The organism is Kitasatospora sp. NPDC057936, assembly GCF_042887525.1.
In the GTDB taxonomy this organism is placed as follows: Bacteria; Actinomycetota; Actinomycetes; order Streptomycetales; family Streptomycetaceae; genus Kitasatospora.
The window spans coordinates 12,141-30,147 of record NZ_JBHVPD010000067.1; the positions used below are offsets into that span (position 1 = coordinate 12,141).

Sequence of the window (18,007 nt, forward strand, 5' to 3'; positions counted from 1 at the left end):
ATGCCAAAAAAAGAATTACGTGGGCATGACACTAGCTCGAACAGTCGCGGTCTCTAAGGCAGTTCCCGTGACCGCGCGGCGTCCAGCTGCTGCTCAGGCTGAAACGGATCGCGTACAACAGAGGTTCGGACGCTCCCCCGCGCCCACTTCAAGACACAACACTACGCCTCCCCCTCGACAGTTGATGGCCGGCAAGTGAATAGTCGGATCCGTGGTGGTTGCATCCGCTATCCGGGCCGGTCAAACGTCCCCCGTCGGCCGTGACTATAAAACCGGAAGACTCGTGTTGTAAATCCCCGGAGACGCTCCGTGGTCGGCCTTGGCGGATCGCCCGTGTGCAGCTCAAGCCCGGCGAGCTGCGCGGATGCCGCGCCCGGGACGCCCCTGCGGTGGGTGTCCGCAGTGTGACCGTCCGGAGCCGTTTGCCATGGTCATGGGGGATGGCCGTCGGCCGCCGGGGATGGTCAGGGGCCCCTTCGGGGTGGTCGCGACGCGCCTTCCGCGCTGCGGAATCCTCTTACGCGCAGTCGTGATTCGATGACTTTCCGTCAGGATTTCACCGGCTCAAAAGCCCATGTGTGATCGTCACCACATTCGTTGAATGGTGGCCGATCCATCCGGGTGACCCCGCATTGCCTTGGCGGTTTCTTGATGGCCGTGATGATTTCGCCATGCCGATTGCCGTGGAGGCAAGTGCCGGCGGGCTGTCGGCGGGCTATCCGGTGGGCCGGATTGACTGCCGGTCAGATGTTGAGCATGTACATGCTTGATCCTGCCCCGGAGGGGAGGGATTCACCCAATGTTGGTCTGGCGCAACAGTTTTGAAACGCAGTCGGGTGGAGGGTGCTGGGGTGGCGGCGATGGCGGGGGCGATGGCGGGGGCGGGGGCGATGGCGATGCCGGGGGCGATGGCGGTGATGGTGGCGGCGATGGCGATGGCGGGGGCGATGGCGACGCCGGGGTCGGGGGCGATGGCGGTGATGGTGGCGGCGATGGCGCGACAGGGGGCGGTGCTGGGGTGGCGGGTGGTGCCGGGGAGGGTGCTGCCCTCTGCTCGCCGGCCTGCCCTGTCGCCGCTCGCGAGCGGGGAGTGTTCGCCGTGGCGCGCGGGAGTGGGCGAGAGGTCGCGAGGCTCCGGGGCGGTGGCGGTGGCGGCTGCGGGGGCGGTGGCCGTGAGGGCGGGGGCGGTGAGGGCTGCCGGGTGAAGGGGGTCGGTGTCGGCGCGTGTCGGCTCGAACGCCGGAGGTCGCTGAGACCCGCTCACCGCCATCCCTCCTCGCCCTTGTGGCACTGTCGCTATTGCAAGTTACTCGCAATAGCGAGTTGAGTGCAATCGTTGACCCCTCGATGGAGGGTGTCGATGCGGGGTGTGCTCGCTCCTACCGTGCTCGATGTGCGCGACGGTGCTGTGGTGCCGCGGTGCTGTGGTGCTGTGGTGCCGTAATGGTGTGCGGCGGTGCCGTGCAGGATGGAGTGCGATGGACGTGGGACGCGTCGGCGCGAGGTGGCGGCCCGCCGGGTGCGGCGGCGCCTGGCGCGGATGCGGCCCGTGTCGGCGGCGAGCGCGTCGAGGTGTCTGGCGGTGCGCGGCGGTGGGAGATGTGGGGCGCGGCGCTGCGACGGTGCGGTGCCGTGGTGTGCGGTGGTGCGTGAACGTGAACGCGGCCCGTACGAGGTCGACGGGCGGCGGGTGCAGCGGCGGTGCGGCGTGCGGCGTGCGGTGGCGCGGCGTACAGCGTGCGGTGCGGCCTTCAGTGGCGCTCGGCGCGGGTGTGGTCCGCGTGGGGCCGGCGTACGACGGCCGGTGCGGTGGTCCGGGTCGGCTCGTGCGTACGTTTTCGCCTGCGGGATGGCAGGGCGCGGCGGCGCTTGGCGCGGTGAGCGCCGGAAGGGCCGCGGGCGGTACGGGTCGAACGGTGTGGAACCGGCGCCTCCGCCGACGGCGCAGGTTAGGCGCACTCTCGGCGGACGGGGCCGCGACCGCTCGCCGGTGAGGCGATGGGGCCGGGCCGTTGGCTCAGGTTAGGGACCGGTGGTCCGGTCGTCAACGGGGTTGACGGAAACGCGGCAGAAAAATATGACGTGGCATCAACTTGCCTCAGGGGTTGCGCGACTGGCGGCCGAGCGCTGCTCGACGTAGGCGAGCCGGTCGGCGAACACCCGGGCCGCGTCCGGGGTGAGCGTCCGCAGGGCGACGAGCGCGGCGAACACGACGTCGCAGAGCTCGTGCTGGACGTCCTCCCAGCCGTGGGTGACCCCCTTGCGCGGGTTCTGGCCGGTGGCGCCGATCACCGCGGCCCCGACCTCGCCGACCTCCTCGGAGACCTTGAGGATCCGCAGCAGGCGCTCCTCCTGGGGCGACTGCGTGCCGTTCGCGTCGAGCCAGGCGACCAGGTGGTCGACGCTCTCCCAGATCCTGCTGTCCATGCGGCGCTGCTCCCGTCGCTCCCGTGCGGTGTCGTTGGTGCTGCCACCGTACGGGAGCGGCGGAGCGCCACCCGGGCTGCGGGCCGTCAGCGGTCGCTGATCTTCACGTGGCGGATGTCCACCGGCAGGGTGGGGTAGCCGTCGCCGGGCCCGTTCTGGTCGTCCTCGCCGCCCGCGGCGATCTTCTGCAGGACGTCCAGGCCCGCGGTGACCCGGCCGAACGGGGTGTAGGCGGGGGAGAGCTTGGTGTCCTTCCAGACGAAGAAGAACTGGCTGCCGTTGGTGTTCGGCCCGGCGTTGGCCATGGCCACGGTGCCGGCCGGGTAGGTGGCGCCGGTCAGGTTCTCGTCGGGGAAGGAGTAGCCGGGGCCGCCGCTGCCCGTTCCGGTCGGGTCGCCGCACTGGAGGACGTAGATCCGCTGGGTGGTGAGACGGTGGCAATGGGTGCCGTCGAAGTAGTCGTTCTCGGCCAGGAACCGGAACGAGAACGTGGTGCAGGGGGCCTTGTCGGTCAGCGCCTCGAAGGTGATCCGGCCCTGGTTGGTCCGCAGGGTCGCACTGTAGGGCTCGGCGGCCTCCTCGGGGTCGAAGGCCGGGATGCCCTTGAAGTTGTCGGCCGGAACGGCCGGGGTGTAGGTGCAGGCGGCGCTCGGGGCCGGCGAGGGGGTGTCCGCCACGGCGGTGCCGGTGCTCGCGACGAGCGGGAGGACGGTGGCGGCGGCGACCAGCGCCCACTGCTTGCTCTTCACGTGACGGGCCTTCCGGGGGGTGGTGGACGGCAGGATTGTCATGGAGGCATCATCCACGGGCCGGTGGGGTTCCGGTAGGGGGTGGTGTGGCTCCGGTTTCGATGGCGGCTGCTGTGCCGGCGTGGTGCTGGCGCAGCGTCAGTTTCCATTCTGGGTTTGATGGTTGGTCGCTGGCGGATCGATGGTCGGGGGCGCGGTGGTGCGGGGCGCGGTGGTGTGGGGCGTCGCGGTTCGGGTTGCGGTGGTGCGGGGCGTTGCGGTTCGGCTCGCTGGGGCTGGGGCTGGGGCGGGGGCGGCCGCGAACAAGCCGGCGCGGGCCGCCAGGGCGGCGGCGTCCGCGGCCCGCTCGGCGGTGAGGGCGTCGAGCGGCTCGCCGGTGACGAACAGGCGGTAGTAGAGCGGGGCGGTCGCGGCCCGGACCACCTCGGCACCGTCCGTGCCGGCGGGCAACTCGCCCCTGGTGACGGCTCGTTCGGCCACCTCGGCGGCCTGTTCGTGGCGGGCCGCGAAGAAGGCGCGGAGGGCGGCTGCCCCGGTGTCGGAGCGCTGGGCGGCCGCGATCAGCGCCGTGGGGGTCGGGCCGAGCTCGGGGTCGGTGAAGACGGCGAACACCTCATGGGTGATCCGGCGGAGGTCCTCGCCGAGGTCCCCGGTGTCCGGCAGGGGCCAGGGCTGGTCGGCGGAGGCGGTCAGGGCGTCCGCGACCAGTCCGTCCACTCCGCTCCAGCGCCGGTAGAGGGTCGCCTTGTGGACGCCGGAGCGGGCTGCGACCGCCTCGACGGTGAGGCCGTCGTACCCCTTCTCGGTGACCTCGGCCAGCAGGGCCGCGACCACGTCGGCCCGCACCCGGGCGCTCCGGCCGCCGGGGCGGGCGGCCGGCGCGCGCAGGGTCGCACTGTCCGAGGCCGGGGTTGGGGTCTCGGGAATCTCGCTCAAAGTCGACTCCAGTCGCGTTAATGCTTGCCGGGCCGGTGTGGCCGTGCCATGCTCATCGTAATGCGACAGGAGTCGCATTACGAGAGGAGCTCACATGCCCGCCGTGACCGCCCCCGACCCGACCGCCCTCCACCCCCTCCCCGGCCACGACCGCGTCGTTCTGCTGCGCCCCCTCGTCAAGGACCCCAGGATCGAGGTCGGCGAGTACACCTACTTCGACGACCCCGACGAAGCCACCCGCTTCGAGGAACGCAACGTCCTCTACTCCTACGGACCCGAACGCCTGGTGATCGGCAAGTACTGCGCCCTCGCCACCGGCACCCGCTTCCTCATGGCCGGCGCCGCCCACCCGGACATCGGCGTCTCCACCTTCCCGTTCACGATGTTCGGCGGCAGCTGGACCGAGCAGACCCTCGACATCGTCACCGCCCTCCCCAGCCGGGGTGACACCCATGTCGGCAACGACGTCTGGTTCGGCTACGGTGCCACCGTCCTGCCTGGCGTGCGCATCGGCGACGGAGCGATCATCGCCGCCGGAGCCCTCGTCACCTCCGACGTCGACCCCTGCACCGTCGTCGGCGGCGACCCCGCCCGCCCGATCCGCCGCCGCTTCCCCGACGCCGACATCGAGCTCCTCCTGCGCGCGGCCTGGTGGGACTGGCCCGTCGACCTCGTCACCGCACACGTGCGCACCATCATGTCCGGCACACCGGCCGACATCGCCGCGATCGCCGAGGACCGCGGCCTGCTCGCAGCCTGACCCGCGGCCCGGCTCCCCTTGCTCACCGGCGGCGGACTCCGCCCACCCGCCCTCAGCGGCGTCCCGGTGCTCGGCGCAGCCGCCGTCGGCTCCGCGTACGTGCCGGCGATGGTCCGCTCCCGGGCCGTCCGGAACACCGACGCGCTGGCCGTGACCTGGGGGCAACCCGCCACCGCCACCGGGGTGTTCGCAGTGGCCGCGCTGTCCGTCGGCCCCGCGCCGTGGACCGTCGCCGCCTCGTACGGGTCGGCCCGGTGGGCCTGGCTGCTGCATCTGTCCTTGTTCTGCACGTTGTTCTCCTTCTTCGTCCAGATGTGGGCCGCGCGGGCCACATCGTCGTCCTGGGGGAGCCTGCTGCTTGGCACCCAACTGCTCTGGGCCGCCGTCTTCGGTATCACCACTGCTGGGAACCGGATGGGCCCGCTCACACCCTTCGGCGGAGTCCTGGTGCACGGGGCGACCGAGTGGGGCCGGCGCACCGCCCTCGTGCCGCGCCCGGCCGCGGGGGAGAGGGAGGGAGCGCCCGACGCGGCGGCGCCGAGCCCGGAACCGGCCCGGGTCTGACCCGCGGCCCGCGGCCCGCGTCACCGGTGCCACCGCACCGTCCGGCGGGCGTAGTCGATGGCGACCGCACCGAGCAACGGGCCCCACGCGACCAGGGGCAGATAGGCGAGCGTCATCACGACGGCGGCGACGCCGTGCGGCGAATCCGCCTCGGCCAGGTTCCGCGCCCACCCGCCGAACAGCGCCGTCGCCCCCAGGTCGGTGAGTATCGCCGAACCGAGCAGGGCCGGCACGACGGCGGCGAGCGGCCGGACCCGGCGGCCGCCCAGCAGCGGAACCCACCTGGGCACCACCAACCCCCAGGGCCGGACCAGGCCCAGGGTCAGGAAGGCCAGCGCCTCGGCCAGGAGGCTCAGCACCACGCAGTAGACCGTGCCCCAACCCGGCTGGTGCGCGTCGAACGCCGCGGCCGTCGCACCGCTGAAGCCGACCGGGGCGCCGAAACCGAAGGCGATCCGCCACAACCCCGAGGGGACGGTGGAGAGGACGGCGACCTTGGCGGCGAACCGGGCCCAGCGCGGGGCGGGCGGGACGTCCGGGGCGGCGGCCGCAGCCCGGTGGGCGGTGCTGCGGGCGTTGATCACGAGCTTCGACACGAGGGTGCCTCCCTTCGGCACCGACCCCCGTGGCCGGTGCGACGACTCAAGACTGGAGGCCTGCCAGGGGTCCGCAACAGCTGCCGATCGGCAGGTTCTCCCTGCTCAACCGGCCTGTGAAATATGCCGATCGGCACAGGCGCACCGCCTCGGCGGCGTCGTAATGTGACGGCAGTCGAAGAGCCGAGGAGAGGTGGTGACGATGACTCAGATCCTGTCCGGGGTCGTCCTGGTCCTGGCACTGCCGGCCTGGGCGGCGCGGGGGCGGTACGGGGCCGCGGCCGTGACCATGGCACTCGGGGCGGCGTCGCTCGCGGTCACGTTCGCCGTCTGGCTCCTCGGCCGGTGGGCGGAGGGCGATCGCTGGGCCGGGCTGGCGGGCCTGGTCGAACTGGCCGTCCTGCTCCTGGCGGTGGTCCTCGGCCTGCGCACCGAGGACGGGCCGCGCTGCGCGGTCGCGGCCTGGACGGCCTGCGGAGCCGTCGCCCTCTGGCTGACCCGTTTCGCGTTCCTCGAAGGCCCGGGGGACGTGCTCACGATCTTCGGCTTCGGCTCGATGCTCTCGCTGCCGGCCGTCCTGATCGGGCTCTACCTGCGGGGCCTGGACGAGGGACGCGCGAATGCGGTGGTCGAGGCCAGGCGCGCCCAGCGGCTCGAACTGGCCCACGACCTCCACGACTTCGTGGCGCACGACGTCAGCGGCATGGTCGCCCAGGCCCAGGCCGGGGCGTACCTGGCCGGGATCGATCCGGCCCGGGCGGCCGAGATGTTCCAGCGAATAGAGCAGGCCGGGCAGCGGGCCCTGGCCTCGCTGGATCGGACGGTGCAGCTGCTGCGCAGCGAGGAGGGCGGCGGCCGGGCCCCGCAGCCCGGACTCCTCGAACTCGCAGAGGTGGCCGAGCGGTTCACCGCGACGGGCGGCGCCGAGGTCACGCTGGAGCTGCCGGAGGAGCCGGTGCCGCGCGAGGTGGAGGGCACCGTCCACCGGATCGTGGTCGAGTCCCTGACCAATGTCCGGCGACATGCTCCGGCCGCGCGGGCGGTCGAGGTGCGGGCCCGCCGTACCGGTGGACGGCTGGAGCTGACGGTGACCAACGACGGCCGGAACCCGGGCCAGGCCGGGCGGCCGCGCCGCGGCGGCGGCAGCGGACTGCCGGGGCTGGTGGCCCGGGTCGAGGCCCTCGGCGGCTCGCTGGAAGCGGGCCCGCACGAGACGGAGAGCTGGCGGGTGACGGCGGTGCTGCCGCTGGAGGAAGCCGGCACGGGGCCGGCGTGATCGTGGAGACCGACGCGGGTCGGCAACGGGGAGGTACGGGAATGGGCAGTAGCGCAGGGCCGGTCCGGATCCTGATCGCGGATGACCAGGCGGATGTCCGGAGCGCGTTCCGGATGATCCTGGACGTGCAGCCGGACATGGTGGTGGTGGCGGAGGCCGCGGACGGCGCCGCAGCGGTGGCGGAGGCACGGAGGTTGCGACCGGACGTGGTGCTCGCGGACATCCGGATGCCGAAGCTCGACGGGCTGGAGGTGACCCGGCAGCTGGCCGACGAGTGCAAGGTGATCGTGGTGACCACCTTCGACCTGGACGACTACGTGCACACGGCACTGCGGTACGGGGCGGCCGGGTTCCTGCTGAAGCGCTCGGGGCCGGTGCTGCTGATCGAGGCGGTGCGGGCCGCGATGGCCGGGGACGCGTTGATCAGCCCACAGATCACCGTCCGGCTCCTGAAGCACATGGCGCTTCCGGGCGCGGAGCCGAAGCCGGGCCCGGGCGCCGCGGCCGCCGCGGCGGCACTGACGACGGTCGGCCCGGCCGAGGAACTGACCACGAGGGAAAGGGAGATCGCGGAACTGGTGGCGGACGGCGCGACGAATGCCGAGATCGGAGCAGGACTGTTCATTTCACCGGGCACGGTGAAGAACCACCTCGCCAACATCCAGCGCAAGCTCGGTGCCCGTAACCGGGTGGGCATCGCGGCGTGGGTCTGGGAACAGGCAGCCGGCATCCGGTAGCCGGGGCCGGGGCCAGAGGCAGAGGCAGAGGCAGAGGCGAGGGCCCGAGGGCCCGAGGGCGCAAGGGCGAGCGGGGCACGGGAGCGCGGGACGCGGGCCCGGGGCAGAGGGAGCGCGCGGAGGTTGGGGTGCCGCGCGCTGGGCCAGGCACGGCCCAGCGCGAAACGGGCGAGGGTTGGGCGGGCGGCGGGCGGCGGGCGGCGGGTGGGGTGGGGGGAGGGGGAGGGGGAGGCCCCAAGAAGGCATTCGCGCGCTTGTGAACGAAGGGTCAAGCGAGCGTTCACCCCCCGGCCACCCCTGCGAGTGAGCCGCTATAACACGTCAACATGGCGCCCGGAAATTTGCCTCTGCCGGAGCATAGTTGATATAGGAGCGAGGCTCTGACCTGCCGCTTCACAAGTAAATGCGACTGGTTGTGACCATTTGACTGCTTTGCGTTGACAAAACTGGGCATGTTCGCATTCACCCTCATTCCAGGGGTGTCGTAGATCACAAAGATCCCGGCGAACTGCGTGTCGCAGATCACAAGCCGACAGGCATAGGATGCGCTCGTTCCAGGCTTTGTGAACTGCCTCACATGAGGTGGATCTCGGGAACTGGAGCGCGGGTTCACCTCAGCGTGACCCGCCGGTTCCGATCTGCAGTCAAGGACGACTGGACGGAGGGAGCGGGGGCTATGAATGCCTACGCGCCGATCCTCGTACTCGGTGCCATCGCGGCGGCGTTCGCGGTCGGCTCCGTCGTGATGGCCTCACTCACCGGCCCCAAGCGCTACAACCGGGCCAAGTTGGAGGCGTACGAGTGCGGCATCGAGCCGACCCCGCAGCCCGTGGGCGGCGGTCGGTTCCCGATCAAGTACTACCTGACGGCGATGCTCTTCATCGTCTTCGACATCGAGATCGTCTTCCTCTACCCGTGGGCGGTGACGTTCGACGCCCTCGGGATCTTCGGACTGGTCGAGATGCTCCTGTTCATCGCCACCGTCTTCGTCGCCTACGCCTACGTGTGGCGGCGCGGCGGCCTGGAGTGGGACTGAGCGCGGGCCTGCCCACCCGTCGGCGGTCCGCCGGGCGTCCTCGCGACCCCTTGTGAACGAGCGGACAAGCTCCGTCGGACGAACGACCTCCGCCGAGCGGACGAGCCAGAACCGGCCGATGAACCACCGGACTTGAGGCATTGAGAGGGATCTGATGGGAATCGAGGAGAAGCTGCCGAGCGGCTTTCTGCTCACGACCGTGGAGGCGGCCGCGGGCTGGGTGCGCAAGGCGTCACTGTTCCCGGCCACCTTCGGCCTGGCCTGCTGCGCGATCGAGATGATGACCACCGGCGCCGGCCGCTACGACCTGGCCCGGTTCGGCATGGAGGTCTTCCGCGGCTCCCCGCGGCAGGCCGATCTGATGATCGTCGCGGGCCGGGTGAGCCAGAAGATGGCCCCGGTGCTGCGCCAGGTGTACGACCAGATGCCCAACCCGAAGTGGGTCATCTCGATGGGCGTCTGCGCCTCCTCCGGCGGGATGTTCAACAACTACGCGATCGTGCAGGGCGTCGACCACATCGTCCCGGTGGACATCTACCTGCCCGGTTGTCCGCCGCGCCCGGAGATGCTGCTGGACGCGATCCTGAAGCTGCACGACAAGATCCAGCACGAGCCGCTGGGCGTGAACCGCCGCCGGGCCGAGGAACTCGGCGAGGCGCTCGCCCTGCAGGCCACCCCCGTCAGCGAGATGGGAGGGCAGCTGCGATGAACGACCAGGTACCCGAGACCCGCCGCGAGCAGCCGGTGCGCGAGATCCCGGTCGAGGTGGTCGGCCGCCGCCAGGGCATGTTCGGCGCCCAGGGCAGCGGCGACACGTCCGGTTTCGGCGGCCTCGCCGCTCCGGTGGTGCTGCCCGGTCCGAGCGAACGCCCGTACGGGGGCTGGTTCGACGAGGTCGCCGACGAGCTGGAGGGCGCCCTGGAGGAGCAGGGCCTGGACCCGGTGGACGTGATCGAGAAGACGGTCGTCGACCGCGGCGAGCTGACCTTCCACGTCGAGCGCGAGCACCTCCTGCGCACGGTCCGGGTCCTGCGCGACGACCCGGCGCTGCGCTTCGAGCTGTGCCTCGGCGTGAGCGGCGTGCACTACCCCGGCGACAAGGGCCGCGAGCTGCACGCGGTCTACCACCTGCGCTCGATCACCCACGGCCGGCTGATCCGGCTGGAGGTCACCGCGCCCGACGCCGACCCGCGCGTCCCGTCGGTGGTGAGCGTCTACCCGACGAACGACTGGCACGAGCGCGAGGCCTACGACTTCTTCGGCCTGGTCTTCGACGGCCACCCGGCGCTGACCCGGATCATGATGCCCGACGACTGGCTGGGCCACCCGCAGCGCAAGGACTACCCGCTCGGCGGCATCCCCGTCGAGTACAAGGGTGCCCAGATCCCGGCGCCCGACCAGCGGAGGTCGTACAGCTGATGAGCACTCAGCACCACGAAGAGGCCCGCGAAGAGGCCCACGAAGAGGCCCGCGGAGAAGCCCGCAAGGAAGCCCGCGGAGAAGCTCACGGAGAAACCCCCGAGACAGCCCACGCCGGGGCCCGCGAGACCACCGAGGGCCGCGTCTTCACCGTCACCGGCGGCGACTGGGGCGAGGTCGTCGAGGCGGTCGGCCGGGCCGACGACGAGCGCATCATCGTCAACATGGGCCCCCAGCACCCGTCCACGCACGGTGTGCTGCGGCTGATCCTGGAGATCGACGGCGAGACGGTGAAGGAGGCCCGCTGCGGCATCGGCTACCTCCACACCGGCATCGAGAAGAACATGGAGTTCCGCAGCTGGGTCCAGGGCACCACCTTCGTGACCCGGATGGACTACCTGACGCCGCTGTTCAACGAGACCGCCTACTGCCTCGCGGTGGAGAAGCTGCTCGGCATCACCGCGGACGTCCCGGACCGGGCGAGCGTCATCCGCGTGATGATGATGGAGCTGAACCGGATCGCCTCGCACCTGGTCTGCCTCGCCACCGGTGGCATGGAGATCGGCTCCACCACCCTGATGATCTACGGCTTCCGCGACCGCGAGCTGATCCTGGACGTCTTCGAGCTGGTCACCGGCCTGCGCATGAACCACGCGTACGTGCGCCCCGGCGGCCTCGCCCAGGACCTGCCGCCCGGCGCCGTCGACCAGATCCGCGAGGCGGTCAAGCTGCTGCGCTCCCGGATGCACGAGTACGACAAACTGGCGACCGGCAACCCGGTGTTCAAGGCGCGCCTGGTGGACGTCGGCTTCCTGGACCTGCCCGGCTGCCTGGCCCTCGGCGCCACCGGCCCGATCCTGCGCGCCACGGGCCTGCCGCACGACCTGCGCAAGACCGACCCGTACTGCGGCTACGAGGACTACGACTTCGAGGTGGCGGTCGCGGACACCGCCGACTCCTACGGCCGCTTCCTGATCCGCCTGGAGGAGATGCGCCAGTCGCTGCGGATCGTCGACCAGTGCCTGGAGCGGCTGCGCCCGGGCCCGGTCATGGTGGCCGACAAGAAGATCGCCTGGCCGGCCCAACTGGCGGTCGGCCCGGACGGGATGGGCAACTCGCTCGACCACATCCGCAAGATCATGGGCACCTCGATGGAGGCCCTGATCCACCACTTCAAGCTGGTCACCGAGGGCTTCCGGGTCCCGGTCGGCCAGGCGTACGCGGCGGTCGAGTCGCCGAAGGGCGAGCTGGGCGTGCACGTGGTCAGCGACGGCGGGACGCGCCCGTACCGGGTCCACTTCAGGGACCCGTCGTTCACCAATCTGCAGTCGATGGCGGCGATGTGCGAGGGCGGCCAGGTCGCCGACGTGATCGTCGCGGTGGCCGGGATCGACCCGGTGATGGGAGGCGTGGACCGGTGACCAATGTCGAGCTCGGACTGCCGGCGCTGCCGGCGAAGCCGTACCCCGAGGAGGTGCGCGCCCGGCTGGCCGCGGACGCCGCGGAGCTGATCGGCCGCTACCCGGTGGCCCGTTCGGCGCTGCTGCCGCTGTTGCACCTGGTGCAGGCCGAGGAGGGCTTCGTCAGCCCGACCGGCATCCGGTTCTGCGCCGAGCAGCTGGACCTGACGACCGCCGAGGTCACCGCGGTCGCCACGTTCTACACGATGTACCGGCGGCGCCCGGCCGGGAAGTACCACGTCGGGGTGTGCACCAACACGCTGTGCGCGGTGCTCGGCGGCGACCAGATCTTCGACGAGCTCCAGGAGCACCTGGGCATCCGCAACAACGAGACGACCGCGGACGGCGAGGTCTCGATCGAGCACATCGAGTGCAACGCGGCCTGCGACTACGCGCCCGTGGTGATGGTCAACTGGGAGTTCTTCGACGACCAGACCCCGGAGAGCGCCCGGCGGCTGGTGGACGACCTGCGCGCGGGCCGCGAGGTCAGGCCCACCCGCGGCGCCCGGCTGTGCGGTTTCAAGGAGACGGCCCGCATCCTGGCGGGCTTCCCCGACGAGCGCCCGGGCGCCAACGACGAGTCCGGCGCCGGCGGGGCGCCGTCGCTGGTGGGTCTGCGCCTGGCGAGGGGCGAGGCCCTGCCCGGCAACGGCGGCACCAGGGTCGTCTCCCCGCGCCACGAGGAGCCCGAGCGCAACGACCCCGACCACCCGGAGGCCGGCCACGGCGACCCCGACCGCGGCGACCCCGACCGCGGGGACCCCGACCGCAACCACCCCGGCCACGGCGACCCCGACCGCGGCGACCCGGGCCGCGGCGACCCCGACCGCAACCACCCCGGCCAGGAAGGGACCGAAGCGTGATGACCTCCGCCGAGCCGGCCGAGAAGCTGCTCACCCCCGTCCTGTCGGCCTCCTGGGACGACAGCCGCCCGTGGACGCTCGCCACCTACCGCCGCCACCACGGCTACGAGGGCCTGAAGGCCGCCCTCGCGATGCCGCCGGACGACGTGATCGCCCTGGTCAAGGACTCCGGCCTGCGCGGCCGCGGCGGCGCCGGCTTCCCGACCGGCATGAAGTGGCAGTTCATCCCGCAGAACGACGGCAAGCCGCACTACCTGGTGGTGAACGCGGACGAGTCGGAGCCGGGCACCTGCAAGGACATCCCGCTGCTGTTCGCGAACCCGCACTCGCTCATCGAGGGCATGATCATCGCGTCCTACGCGATCCGCTGCGACCACGCGTTCATCTACCTGCGCGGCGAGGTCGTGCCGGTGCTGCGGCGCCTGCACGCGGCGGTGGCCGAGGCGTACGGGGCGGGTCTGCTGGGCCGCGACATCATGGGCTCGGGTGTGAACCTCGACATCACCGTGCACGCGGGCGCCGGCGCCTACATCTGCGGCGAGGAGACGGCCCTGCTGGACTCGCTGGAGGGCCGCCGCGGCCAGCCGCGCCTGCGCCCGCCGTTCCCGGCGATCGCGGGCCTGTACGCGTGCCCGACGGTGGTCAACAACGTGGAGTCGATCGCCTCGGTGCCGCCGATCCTGGCCCGGGGCAAGGAGTGGTTCAAGGGCCTGGGCACCGAGAAGTCCCCGGGCTTCACGCTCTACTCGCTGTCCGGCCACGTGACCAACCCGGGCCAGTACGAGGCGCCGCTGGGCGTCACGCTGCGCCAGCTGCTGGACCTGAGCGGGGGGATCCGCGCGGGGCACCGGCTGAAGTTCTGGACGCCGGGCGGCTCGTCGACCCCGATGTTCACCGACGAGCACCTGGACGTCCCGCTGGACTACGAGGGCGTCGGAGCGGCCGGGTCGATGCTCGGCACGAAGGCGCTGCAGGTGTTCGACGAGACGACCTGCGTGGTGCGGGCCGTCACCCGCTGGACCGAGTTCTACGCGCACGAGTCGTGCGGCAAGTGCACGCCGTGCCGCGAAGGCACTTACTGGCTCGTCCAGTTGCTCAAGCGGATCGAGGCCGGCGAGGGCGTCGAGGGGGACCTGGAGAAGCTCCTCGACATCGCCGACAACATCAACGGCAAGTCGTTCTGCGCCCTGGGCGACGGCGCGGCGAGCCCGATCGTGTCCTCGCTCCAGCACTTCCGGGCCGAGTACGAGCGGCACCTGGCCGAGCGCCGCTGCCCGTTCGACCCGGCCGCGTCCACCGTCTGGGCCGACGGCCCCCGCCCCGGCCACCAGTCCGCCACCGAGAGGGAGGTGCACGCGTGACGATCACGGAGCCGACCGCCTCCGACACGGCGGTCGAACTGGTCACGCTCACCATCGACGGCGTCGAAGTGCAGGTCCCCAAGGGGACGTTGGTGATCCGGGCGGCCGAGGCGATCGGCACCCAGATCCCGCGCTTCTGCGACCATCCGCTGCTGGATCCGGCCGGCGCGTGCCGGCAGTGCATCGTGGAGATCGAGGGCCAGCGCAAGCCGGTGGCCTCCTGCACGATCCCGGTGGCCGAGGGCATGGTGGTGCGCACGCAGCTGAGTTCGCCGGTGGCGGAGAAGGCGCAGCGCGGCGTGATGGAGCTGTTGCTGATCAACCATCCGCTGGACTGCCCGGTGTGTGACAAGGGTGGCGAGTGCCCCTTGCAGAACCAGGCGATGAGCAGCGGCGCGGCGGACTCCCGCTTCGAGGGGATGAAGCGGACGTACGCGAAGCCGCTGCCGATCAGCAGCCAGGTGCTGCTGGACCGGGAGCGCTGCGTCCTGTGCGCCCGCTGCACGCGTTTCTCGCAGCAGATCGCGGGTGATCCGTTCATCGATCTGGTGGAGCGCGGTGCGCTGCAGCAGGTGGGGACGGGCCAGGGGGACGACTTCGAGTCGTACTTCTCGGGGAACACGATCCAGATCTGTCCGGTGGGGGCGCTGACGTCGGCGGCTTATCGTTTCCGCTCGCGTCCGTTCGACCTGGTGTCGTCGCCGAGTGTGTGCGAGCACTGTTCGGCGGGGTGCGCGCAGCGCACCGATCACCGTCGGGGCAAGGTGTTGCGCCGGCTGGCGGGTGAGGACCCGGCGGTGAACGAGGAGTGGAACTGCGACAAGGGCCGGTTCGCGTTCCGGTACGCGCAGCTGCGGGACCGGTTGTCGACGCCGCTGGTGCGGGTGGACGGCGAGTTGGTGGCGGCGTCGTGGCCGGAGGCGCTGGCGCGGGCGGCCGAGGGTCTGCGCGGTGCGCGGGCGGGTGTGCTGGCCGGTGGCCGGGTGACGGTCGAGGACGCGTACGGCTACGCGAAGTTCGCGCGCGTGGTGCTGGGTACGAACGACGTGGACTTCCGGGTGCGTCCGCACAGTGGTGAGGAGGCGGATTTCCTGGCCGCGGCCGTCGCCGGGCGTGGTGTGGACGTGGACGGCGGGGGCGTCACGTACGAGCAGTTGGAGCAGGCGCCGGTGGTGCTGCTGGCGGGTCTGGAGCCGGAGGAGGAGTCGCCGATCGTCTTCCTGCGGTTGCGGAAGGCGAGTCGCGCCAAGGGCTTGAAGGTGTACTCGGTGGCGGCGTTCGCGTCGCGGGGGCTGGCGAAGCTGCGTGGTGTGCTGCTGCCGGCGGCGCCGGGGACGGAGCCGGAGTGGTTCGGGGCGCTGGCGGCGGACGAGCCGTTGAGCGACGAGGCGGGGCAGGCGGCGGAGTTGTTGCGCCGGCCGGGTGCGGTGGTGCTGGTGGGTGAGCGGTTGGCCGCGATCCCGGGGGCGCTGACGTCGGTGCTGCGGCTGTCGCACGCGACGGGGGCGCGGATCGCCTGGGTGCCGCGCCGGGCCGGGGAGCGGGGAGCGGTGGAGGCGGGCGCGCTGCCGGGGCTGTTGCCCGGTGGGCGTCCGGTGGCCGCTCCGGCGGCGCGGGCGCAGGCGGCGGCGTTGTGGGGTGTGGCGGAGCTGCCCTCGCGGGTGGGCCGGGACACGGACCAGATCCTGGCGGCGGCGGCGCGCGGCGAGCTGGACGCGCTGCTGGTCGGCGGGGTGGATCCGGACGACCTGGCGGATCCGGCGCTGGCGGACGAGGCGTTGGCGGCGGTGCCGTTCGTGGTGTCGCTGGAGCTGCGCCCGTCGGCGGTGACGGCGCGTGCGGACGTGGTGCTGCCGGTGGCGGCGGTGGCGGAGAAGGCCGGGACGTTCCTGGACTGGGAGGGCCGGGTGCGGATGTTCGAGCCGGCGCTCAAGGCCGATCAGTTGACGGGCCGCCACCTTCACTCGGACGTGCGGGTGCTGACCATGCTGGCGGATGCGCTGGGGCACCGGCTGGGCCTGCCGGACGTGCGGGCCGCGCGCCTGGAGCTGGACGGGTTCGCGCCGTGGGCCGGGGACCGGGCGGCCGATCCGGCCGCGCACCCGGGCCTGCTGCCGCGTCCGGCGACGGGGCAGGCGGTGCTGGCGGGTTGGCGCCAGCTGCTGGACAACGGGACGCTGCAGGAGGGTGATCCGCACCTGGCGGGCACCCGGCACCGGGCGGTGGCCCGGGTGTCGCCGGTGACGGCGCGGGAGGTCGGCGCGCGGCAGGGCGGCGCGCTGCGGCTGACGGGCCCGGCGGGTTCGCTGACGCTGCCGCTGGAGGTCACCGAGTCGCTGCCGGACCGCACGGTGTGGATCCCGCTCAACTCGACTCCGGGCGGTGCGCACCGCACGCTCGGGACCGCCGTCGGCCATCTGGTCACGATCGCCGCCGCCGACGCCGTTCCCGCCGCGGCGGGCTCGGGCGCCGAAGGGGAGGACCGATGAACAATCCGCAGCCGTACGAGATGCTCCGGTTCTTCGGCCACGACCCGTGGTGGCTGGTGCTGCTGAAGGCGGTGTTCTGCTTCGCGTTCCTGGTGCTCACGGTGCTGATCGCCATCGTGTGGGAGCGCAAGGTGGTGGCCTGGATGCAGTTGCGCATCGGGCCGAACCGGCACGGGCCGTGGGGTCTGCTGCAGTCGCTGGCGGACGGCGTGAAGCTGGCGCTGAAGGAAGACCTGGTGGTCAAGGGCTCGGACAAGGTGGTCTACGTCCTTGCTCCGATCGTGTGCGCGATCCCGGCGTTCATGGCGTTCGCGGTGATCCCGTTCGGGCCGGCCGACAACGAGGTGTCGATCTTCGGGACCCGGACGGCGATGCAGCTGACGGACTTCCCGGTGGCGCTGCTGTACATCCTGGCGACGGCCTCGGTGGGCATCTACGGGATCGTGCTGGCGGGCTGGTCCTCCGGTTCGACGTACCCGTTGCTGGGCGGGCTGCGCTCGTCGGCGCAGATGATCAGCTACGAGATCGCGATGGGCCTGTCGTTCGCCGCGGTGTTCATCTACTCGGGGTCGATGTCGACGTCGGAGATCGTGGCGCAGCAGCACTCGACGTGGTTCGCGGCGCTGCTGCCGGTGTCGTTCATCGTGTACATCGTCGCGATGGTGGGTGAGACGAACCGGGCGCCGTTCGACCTGCCGGAGGCCGAGGGCGAGCTGGTGGGCGGGTTCAACACCGAGTACTCGTCGCTGAAGTTCGCGATGTTCATGCTGGCCGAGTACGTGAACATGGTGACGGTGTCGGCGGTGGCGTCGACGCTGTTCCTGGGCGGCTGGCGGGCGCCGTGGCCGGTGTCGGTGTTCTGGGCGGGCGCGAACCACGGCTGGTGGCCGATGCTGTGGATCACGCTGAAGATCCAGTTGCTGCTGTTCTTCTTCATCTGGCTGCGCGGCACGCTGCCGCGGTTGCGCTACGACCAGTTCATGAAGCTGGGCTGGAAGGTGCTGATCCCGGTCTCGCTGGTGTGGCTGGTGCTGATCGCGAGCGTGCGGGCGCTGCGCAACGAGGGGTACGGCTTCGGCGAGGTGGTGCTGTACGTGGGCGCGCCGGTGGGCGTGGTCCTGCTGCTGGCGCTGCTGCGGGACTTCGTGCGCAAGCAGCCGGAGCCCGAGGTTCCCGAGCAGTCCGGCGAGTTCGACCCGATGGCGGGCGGGTACCCGGTGCCGCCTTTGCCGGGCCAGGTGCTGCCGCCCGTTCCGCGCCGGCGCAGCCGGGCGCCGAAGCAACTCCAGGACGCCTTGAACGGGTCCGACCATTCCGAGGGGAGCTGATCCGCG

General features: G+C 71.7%; 17 protein-coding genes. 13 read left to right on the plus strand and 4 right to left on the minus strand.

Going from position 1 to position 18,007, the window contains the following annotated elements; translation table 11 throughout:
• Nucleotides 1-578 precede the first annotated feature (578 nt).
• Nucleotides 579-770, plus strand: a complete 192-nt coding sequence (locus ACFVU9_RS29555; protein WP_387598534.1) for a hypothetical protein — start codon at nt 579-581, stop codon at nt 768-770.
• Between the two features lie 1,318 nt (nt 771-2,088).
• On the opposite strand, the gene ACFVU9_RS29560 is transcribed toward ACFVU9_RS29555, so the two are convergent.
• The 3 genes from ACFVU9_RS29560 to ACFVU9_RS29570 all read right to left on the minus strand — a co-directional run bounded on the left by ACFVU9_RS29560 (nt 2,089) and on the right by ACFVU9_RS29570 (nt 4,112).
• Nucleotides 2,089-2,427: a MazG-like family protein gene (locus ACFVU9_RS29560; protein ID WP_380440011.1), complete on the minus strand. Its 339-nt coding sequence runs from the start codon at nt 2,425-2,427 to the stop codon at nt 2,089-2,091.
• 86 nt (nt 2,428-2,513) lie between these two features.
• Nucleotides 2,514-3,218: a peptidylprolyl isomerase gene (locus ACFVU9_RS29565; protein ID WP_380440013.1), complete on the minus strand. Its 705-nt coding sequence runs from the start codon at nt 3,216-3,218 to the stop codon at nt 2,514-2,516.
• Nucleotides 3,219-3,314: 96 nt separating this feature from the next.
• Complete coding sequence (locus ACFVU9_RS29570; RefSeq protein WP_387598538.1) at nt 3,315-4,112, minus strand: TetR/AcrR family transcriptional regulator; 798 nt, start codon at nt 4,110-4,112, stop codon at nt 3,315-3,317.
• 94 nt (nt 4,113-4,206) lie between these two features.
• Between ACFVU9_RS29570 and ACFVU9_RS29575 the strand changes: the two genes are divergently transcribed.
• Nucleotides 4,207-4,872: a CatB-related O-acetyltransferase gene (locus ACFVU9_RS29575; RefSeq protein ID WP_387598541.1), complete on the plus strand. Its 666-nt coding sequence runs from the start codon at nt 4,207-4,209 to the stop codon at nt 4,870-4,872.
• 66 nt (nt 4,873-4,938) lie between these two features.
• Complete coding sequence (locus ACFVU9_RS29580) at nt 4,939-5,436, plus strand: EamA family transporter (protein WP_387598544.1); 498 nt, start codon at nt 4,939-4,941, stop codon at nt 5,434-5,436.
• Nucleotides 5,437-5,456: 20 nt separating this feature from the next.
• Here the strand turns inward: ACFVU9_RS29580 and ACFVU9_RS29585 are convergent, their stop codons facing one another.
• On the minus strand, nt 5,457-6,032 hold the full coding sequence (locus ACFVU9_RS29585; protein ID WP_387598547.1) for a hypothetical protein: 576 nt from the start codon (nt 6,030-6,032) through the stop codon (nt 5,457-5,459).
• 202 nt (nt 6,033-6,234) lie between these two features.
• On the opposite strand from ACFVU9_RS29585, the gene ACFVU9_RS29590 reads away from it, so the two are divergent.
• From ACFVU9_RS29590 to nuoH, 10 genes are all read left to right on the plus strand, one after another.
• Entirely contained in the window at nt 6,235-7,308 is a 1,074-nt protein-coding gene (locus ACFVU9_RS29590; RefSeq protein WP_387598616.1) for a sensor histidine kinase, read from the plus strand.
• A gap of 41 nt (nt 7,309-7,349) precedes the next feature.
• Nucleotides 7,350-8,045 (plus strand): response regulator, encoded by a 696-nt coding sequence (locus ACFVU9_RS29595; protein ID WP_387598550.1) that lies wholly within the window; start codon nt 7,350-7,352, stop codon nt 8,043-8,045.
• 676 nt (nt 8,046-8,721) lie between these two features.
• Nucleotides 8,722-9,081, plus strand: a complete 360-nt coding sequence (locus ACFVU9_RS29600) for an NADH-quinone oxidoreductase subunit A (RefSeq protein WP_030060100.1) — start codon at nt 8,722-8,724, stop codon at nt 9,079-9,081.
• Between the two features lie 154 nt (nt 9,082-9,235).
• Complete coding sequence (locus ACFVU9_RS29605; protein ID WP_380440023.1) at nt 9,236-9,790, plus strand: NuoB/complex I 20 kDa subunit family protein; 555 nt, start codon at nt 9,236-9,238, stop codon at nt 9,788-9,790.
• Nucleotides 9,787-10,500 (plus strand): NADH-quinone oxidoreductase subunit C, encoded by a 714-nt coding sequence (locus ACFVU9_RS29610; protein ID WP_380498568.1) that lies wholly within the window; start codon nt 9,787-9,789, stop codon nt 10,498-10,500. Before ACFVU9_RS29605 ends, ACFVU9_RS29610 begins: the two co-directional genes overlap by 4 nt.
• Nucleotides 10,500-11,921: an NADH-quinone oxidoreductase subunit D gene (locus ACFVU9_RS29615; RefSeq protein WP_387598555.1), complete on the plus strand. Its 1,422-nt coding sequence runs from the start codon at nt 10,500-10,502 to the stop codon at nt 11,919-11,921. Before ACFVU9_RS29610 ends, ACFVU9_RS29615 begins: the two co-directional genes overlap by 1 nt.
• A complete protein-coding gene (gene nuoE / locus ACFVU9_RS29620) occupies nt 11,918-12,823 on the plus strand; it encodes an NADH-quinone oxidoreductase subunit NuoE (protein WP_387598558.1) in 906 nt (301 codons plus the stop codon). The genes ACFVU9_RS29615 and nuoE overlap by 4 nt, the downstream gene beginning before the upstream one ends.
• Nucleotides 12,823-14,184, plus strand: coding sequence for an NADH-quinone oxidoreductase subunit NuoF (gene nuoF / locus ACFVU9_RS29625; protein WP_380440029.1), 1,362 nt, complete (start codon nt 12,823-12,825; stop codon nt 14,182-14,184). The genes nuoE and nuoF overlap by 1 nt, the downstream gene beginning before the upstream one ends.
• On the plus strand, nt 14,181-16,673 hold the full coding sequence (locus tag ACFVU9_RS29630) for an NADH-quinone oxidoreductase subunit G (protein WP_387598561.1): 2,493 nt from the start codon (nt 14,181-14,183) through the stop codon (nt 16,671-16,673). The genes nuoF and ACFVU9_RS29630 overlap by 4 nt, the downstream gene beginning before the upstream one ends.
• A complete protein-coding gene (gene nuoH / locus ACFVU9_RS29635; protein ID WP_380440033.1) occupies nt 16,670-18,001 on the plus strand; it encodes an NADH-quinone oxidoreductase subunit NuoH in 1,332 nt (443 codons plus the stop codon). Before ACFVU9_RS29630 ends, nuoH begins: the two co-directional genes overlap by 4 nt.
• Nucleotides 18,002-18,007: the final 6 nt, after the last annotated feature.

Excerpts from the sequence above, each read along its gene's own strand:
- ACFVU9_RS29560 (WP_380440011.1), bottom strand. The coding sequence starts at position 2,427 with ATGGACAGCAGGATCTGGGAGAGCGTCGACCACCTGGTCGCCTGGCTC.
- ACFVU9_RS29565 (WP_380440013.1), bottom strand. The coding sequence starts at position 3,218 with ATGACAATCCTGCCGTCCACCACCCCCCGGAAGGCCCGTCACGTGAAG.
- ACFVU9_RS29575 (WP_387598541.1), top strand. The coding sequence starts at position 4,207 with ATGCCCGCCGTGACCGCCCCCGACCCGACCGCCCTCCACCCCCTCCCC.
- ACFVU9_RS29590 (WP_387598616.1), top strand. The coding sequence starts at position 6,235 with ATGACTCAGATCCTGTCCGGGGTCGTCCTGGTCCTGGCACTGCCGGCC.
- ACFVU9_RS29595 (WP_387598550.1), top strand. The coding sequence starts at position 7,350 with ATGGGCAGTAGCGCAGGGCCGGTCCGGATCCTGATCGCGGATGACCAG.
- ACFVU9_RS29600 (WP_030060100.1), top strand. The coding sequence starts at position 8,722 with ATGAATGCCTACGCGCCGATCCTCGTACTCGGTGCCATCGCGGCGGCG.
- ACFVU9_RS29605 (WP_380440023.1), top strand. The coding sequence starts at position 9,236 with ATGGGAATCGAGGAGAAGCTGCCGAGCGGCTTTCTGCTCACGACCGTG.
- ACFVU9_RS29610 (WP_380498568.1), top strand. The coding sequence starts at position 9,787 with ATGAACGACCAGGTACCCGAGACCCGCCGCGAGCAGCCGGTGCGCGAG.
- ACFVU9_RS29615 (WP_387598555.1), top strand. The coding sequence starts at position 10,500 with ATGAGCACTCAGCACCACGAAGAGGCCCGCGAAGAGGCCCACGAAGAG.
- nuoF (WP_380440029.1), top strand. The coding sequence starts at position 12,823 with ATGACCTCCGCCGAGCCGGCCGAGAAGCTGCTCACCCCCGTCCTGTCG.
- nuoH (WP_380440033.1), top strand. The coding sequence starts at position 16,670 with ATGAACAATCCGCAGCCGTACGAGATGCTCCGGTTCTTCGGCCACGAC.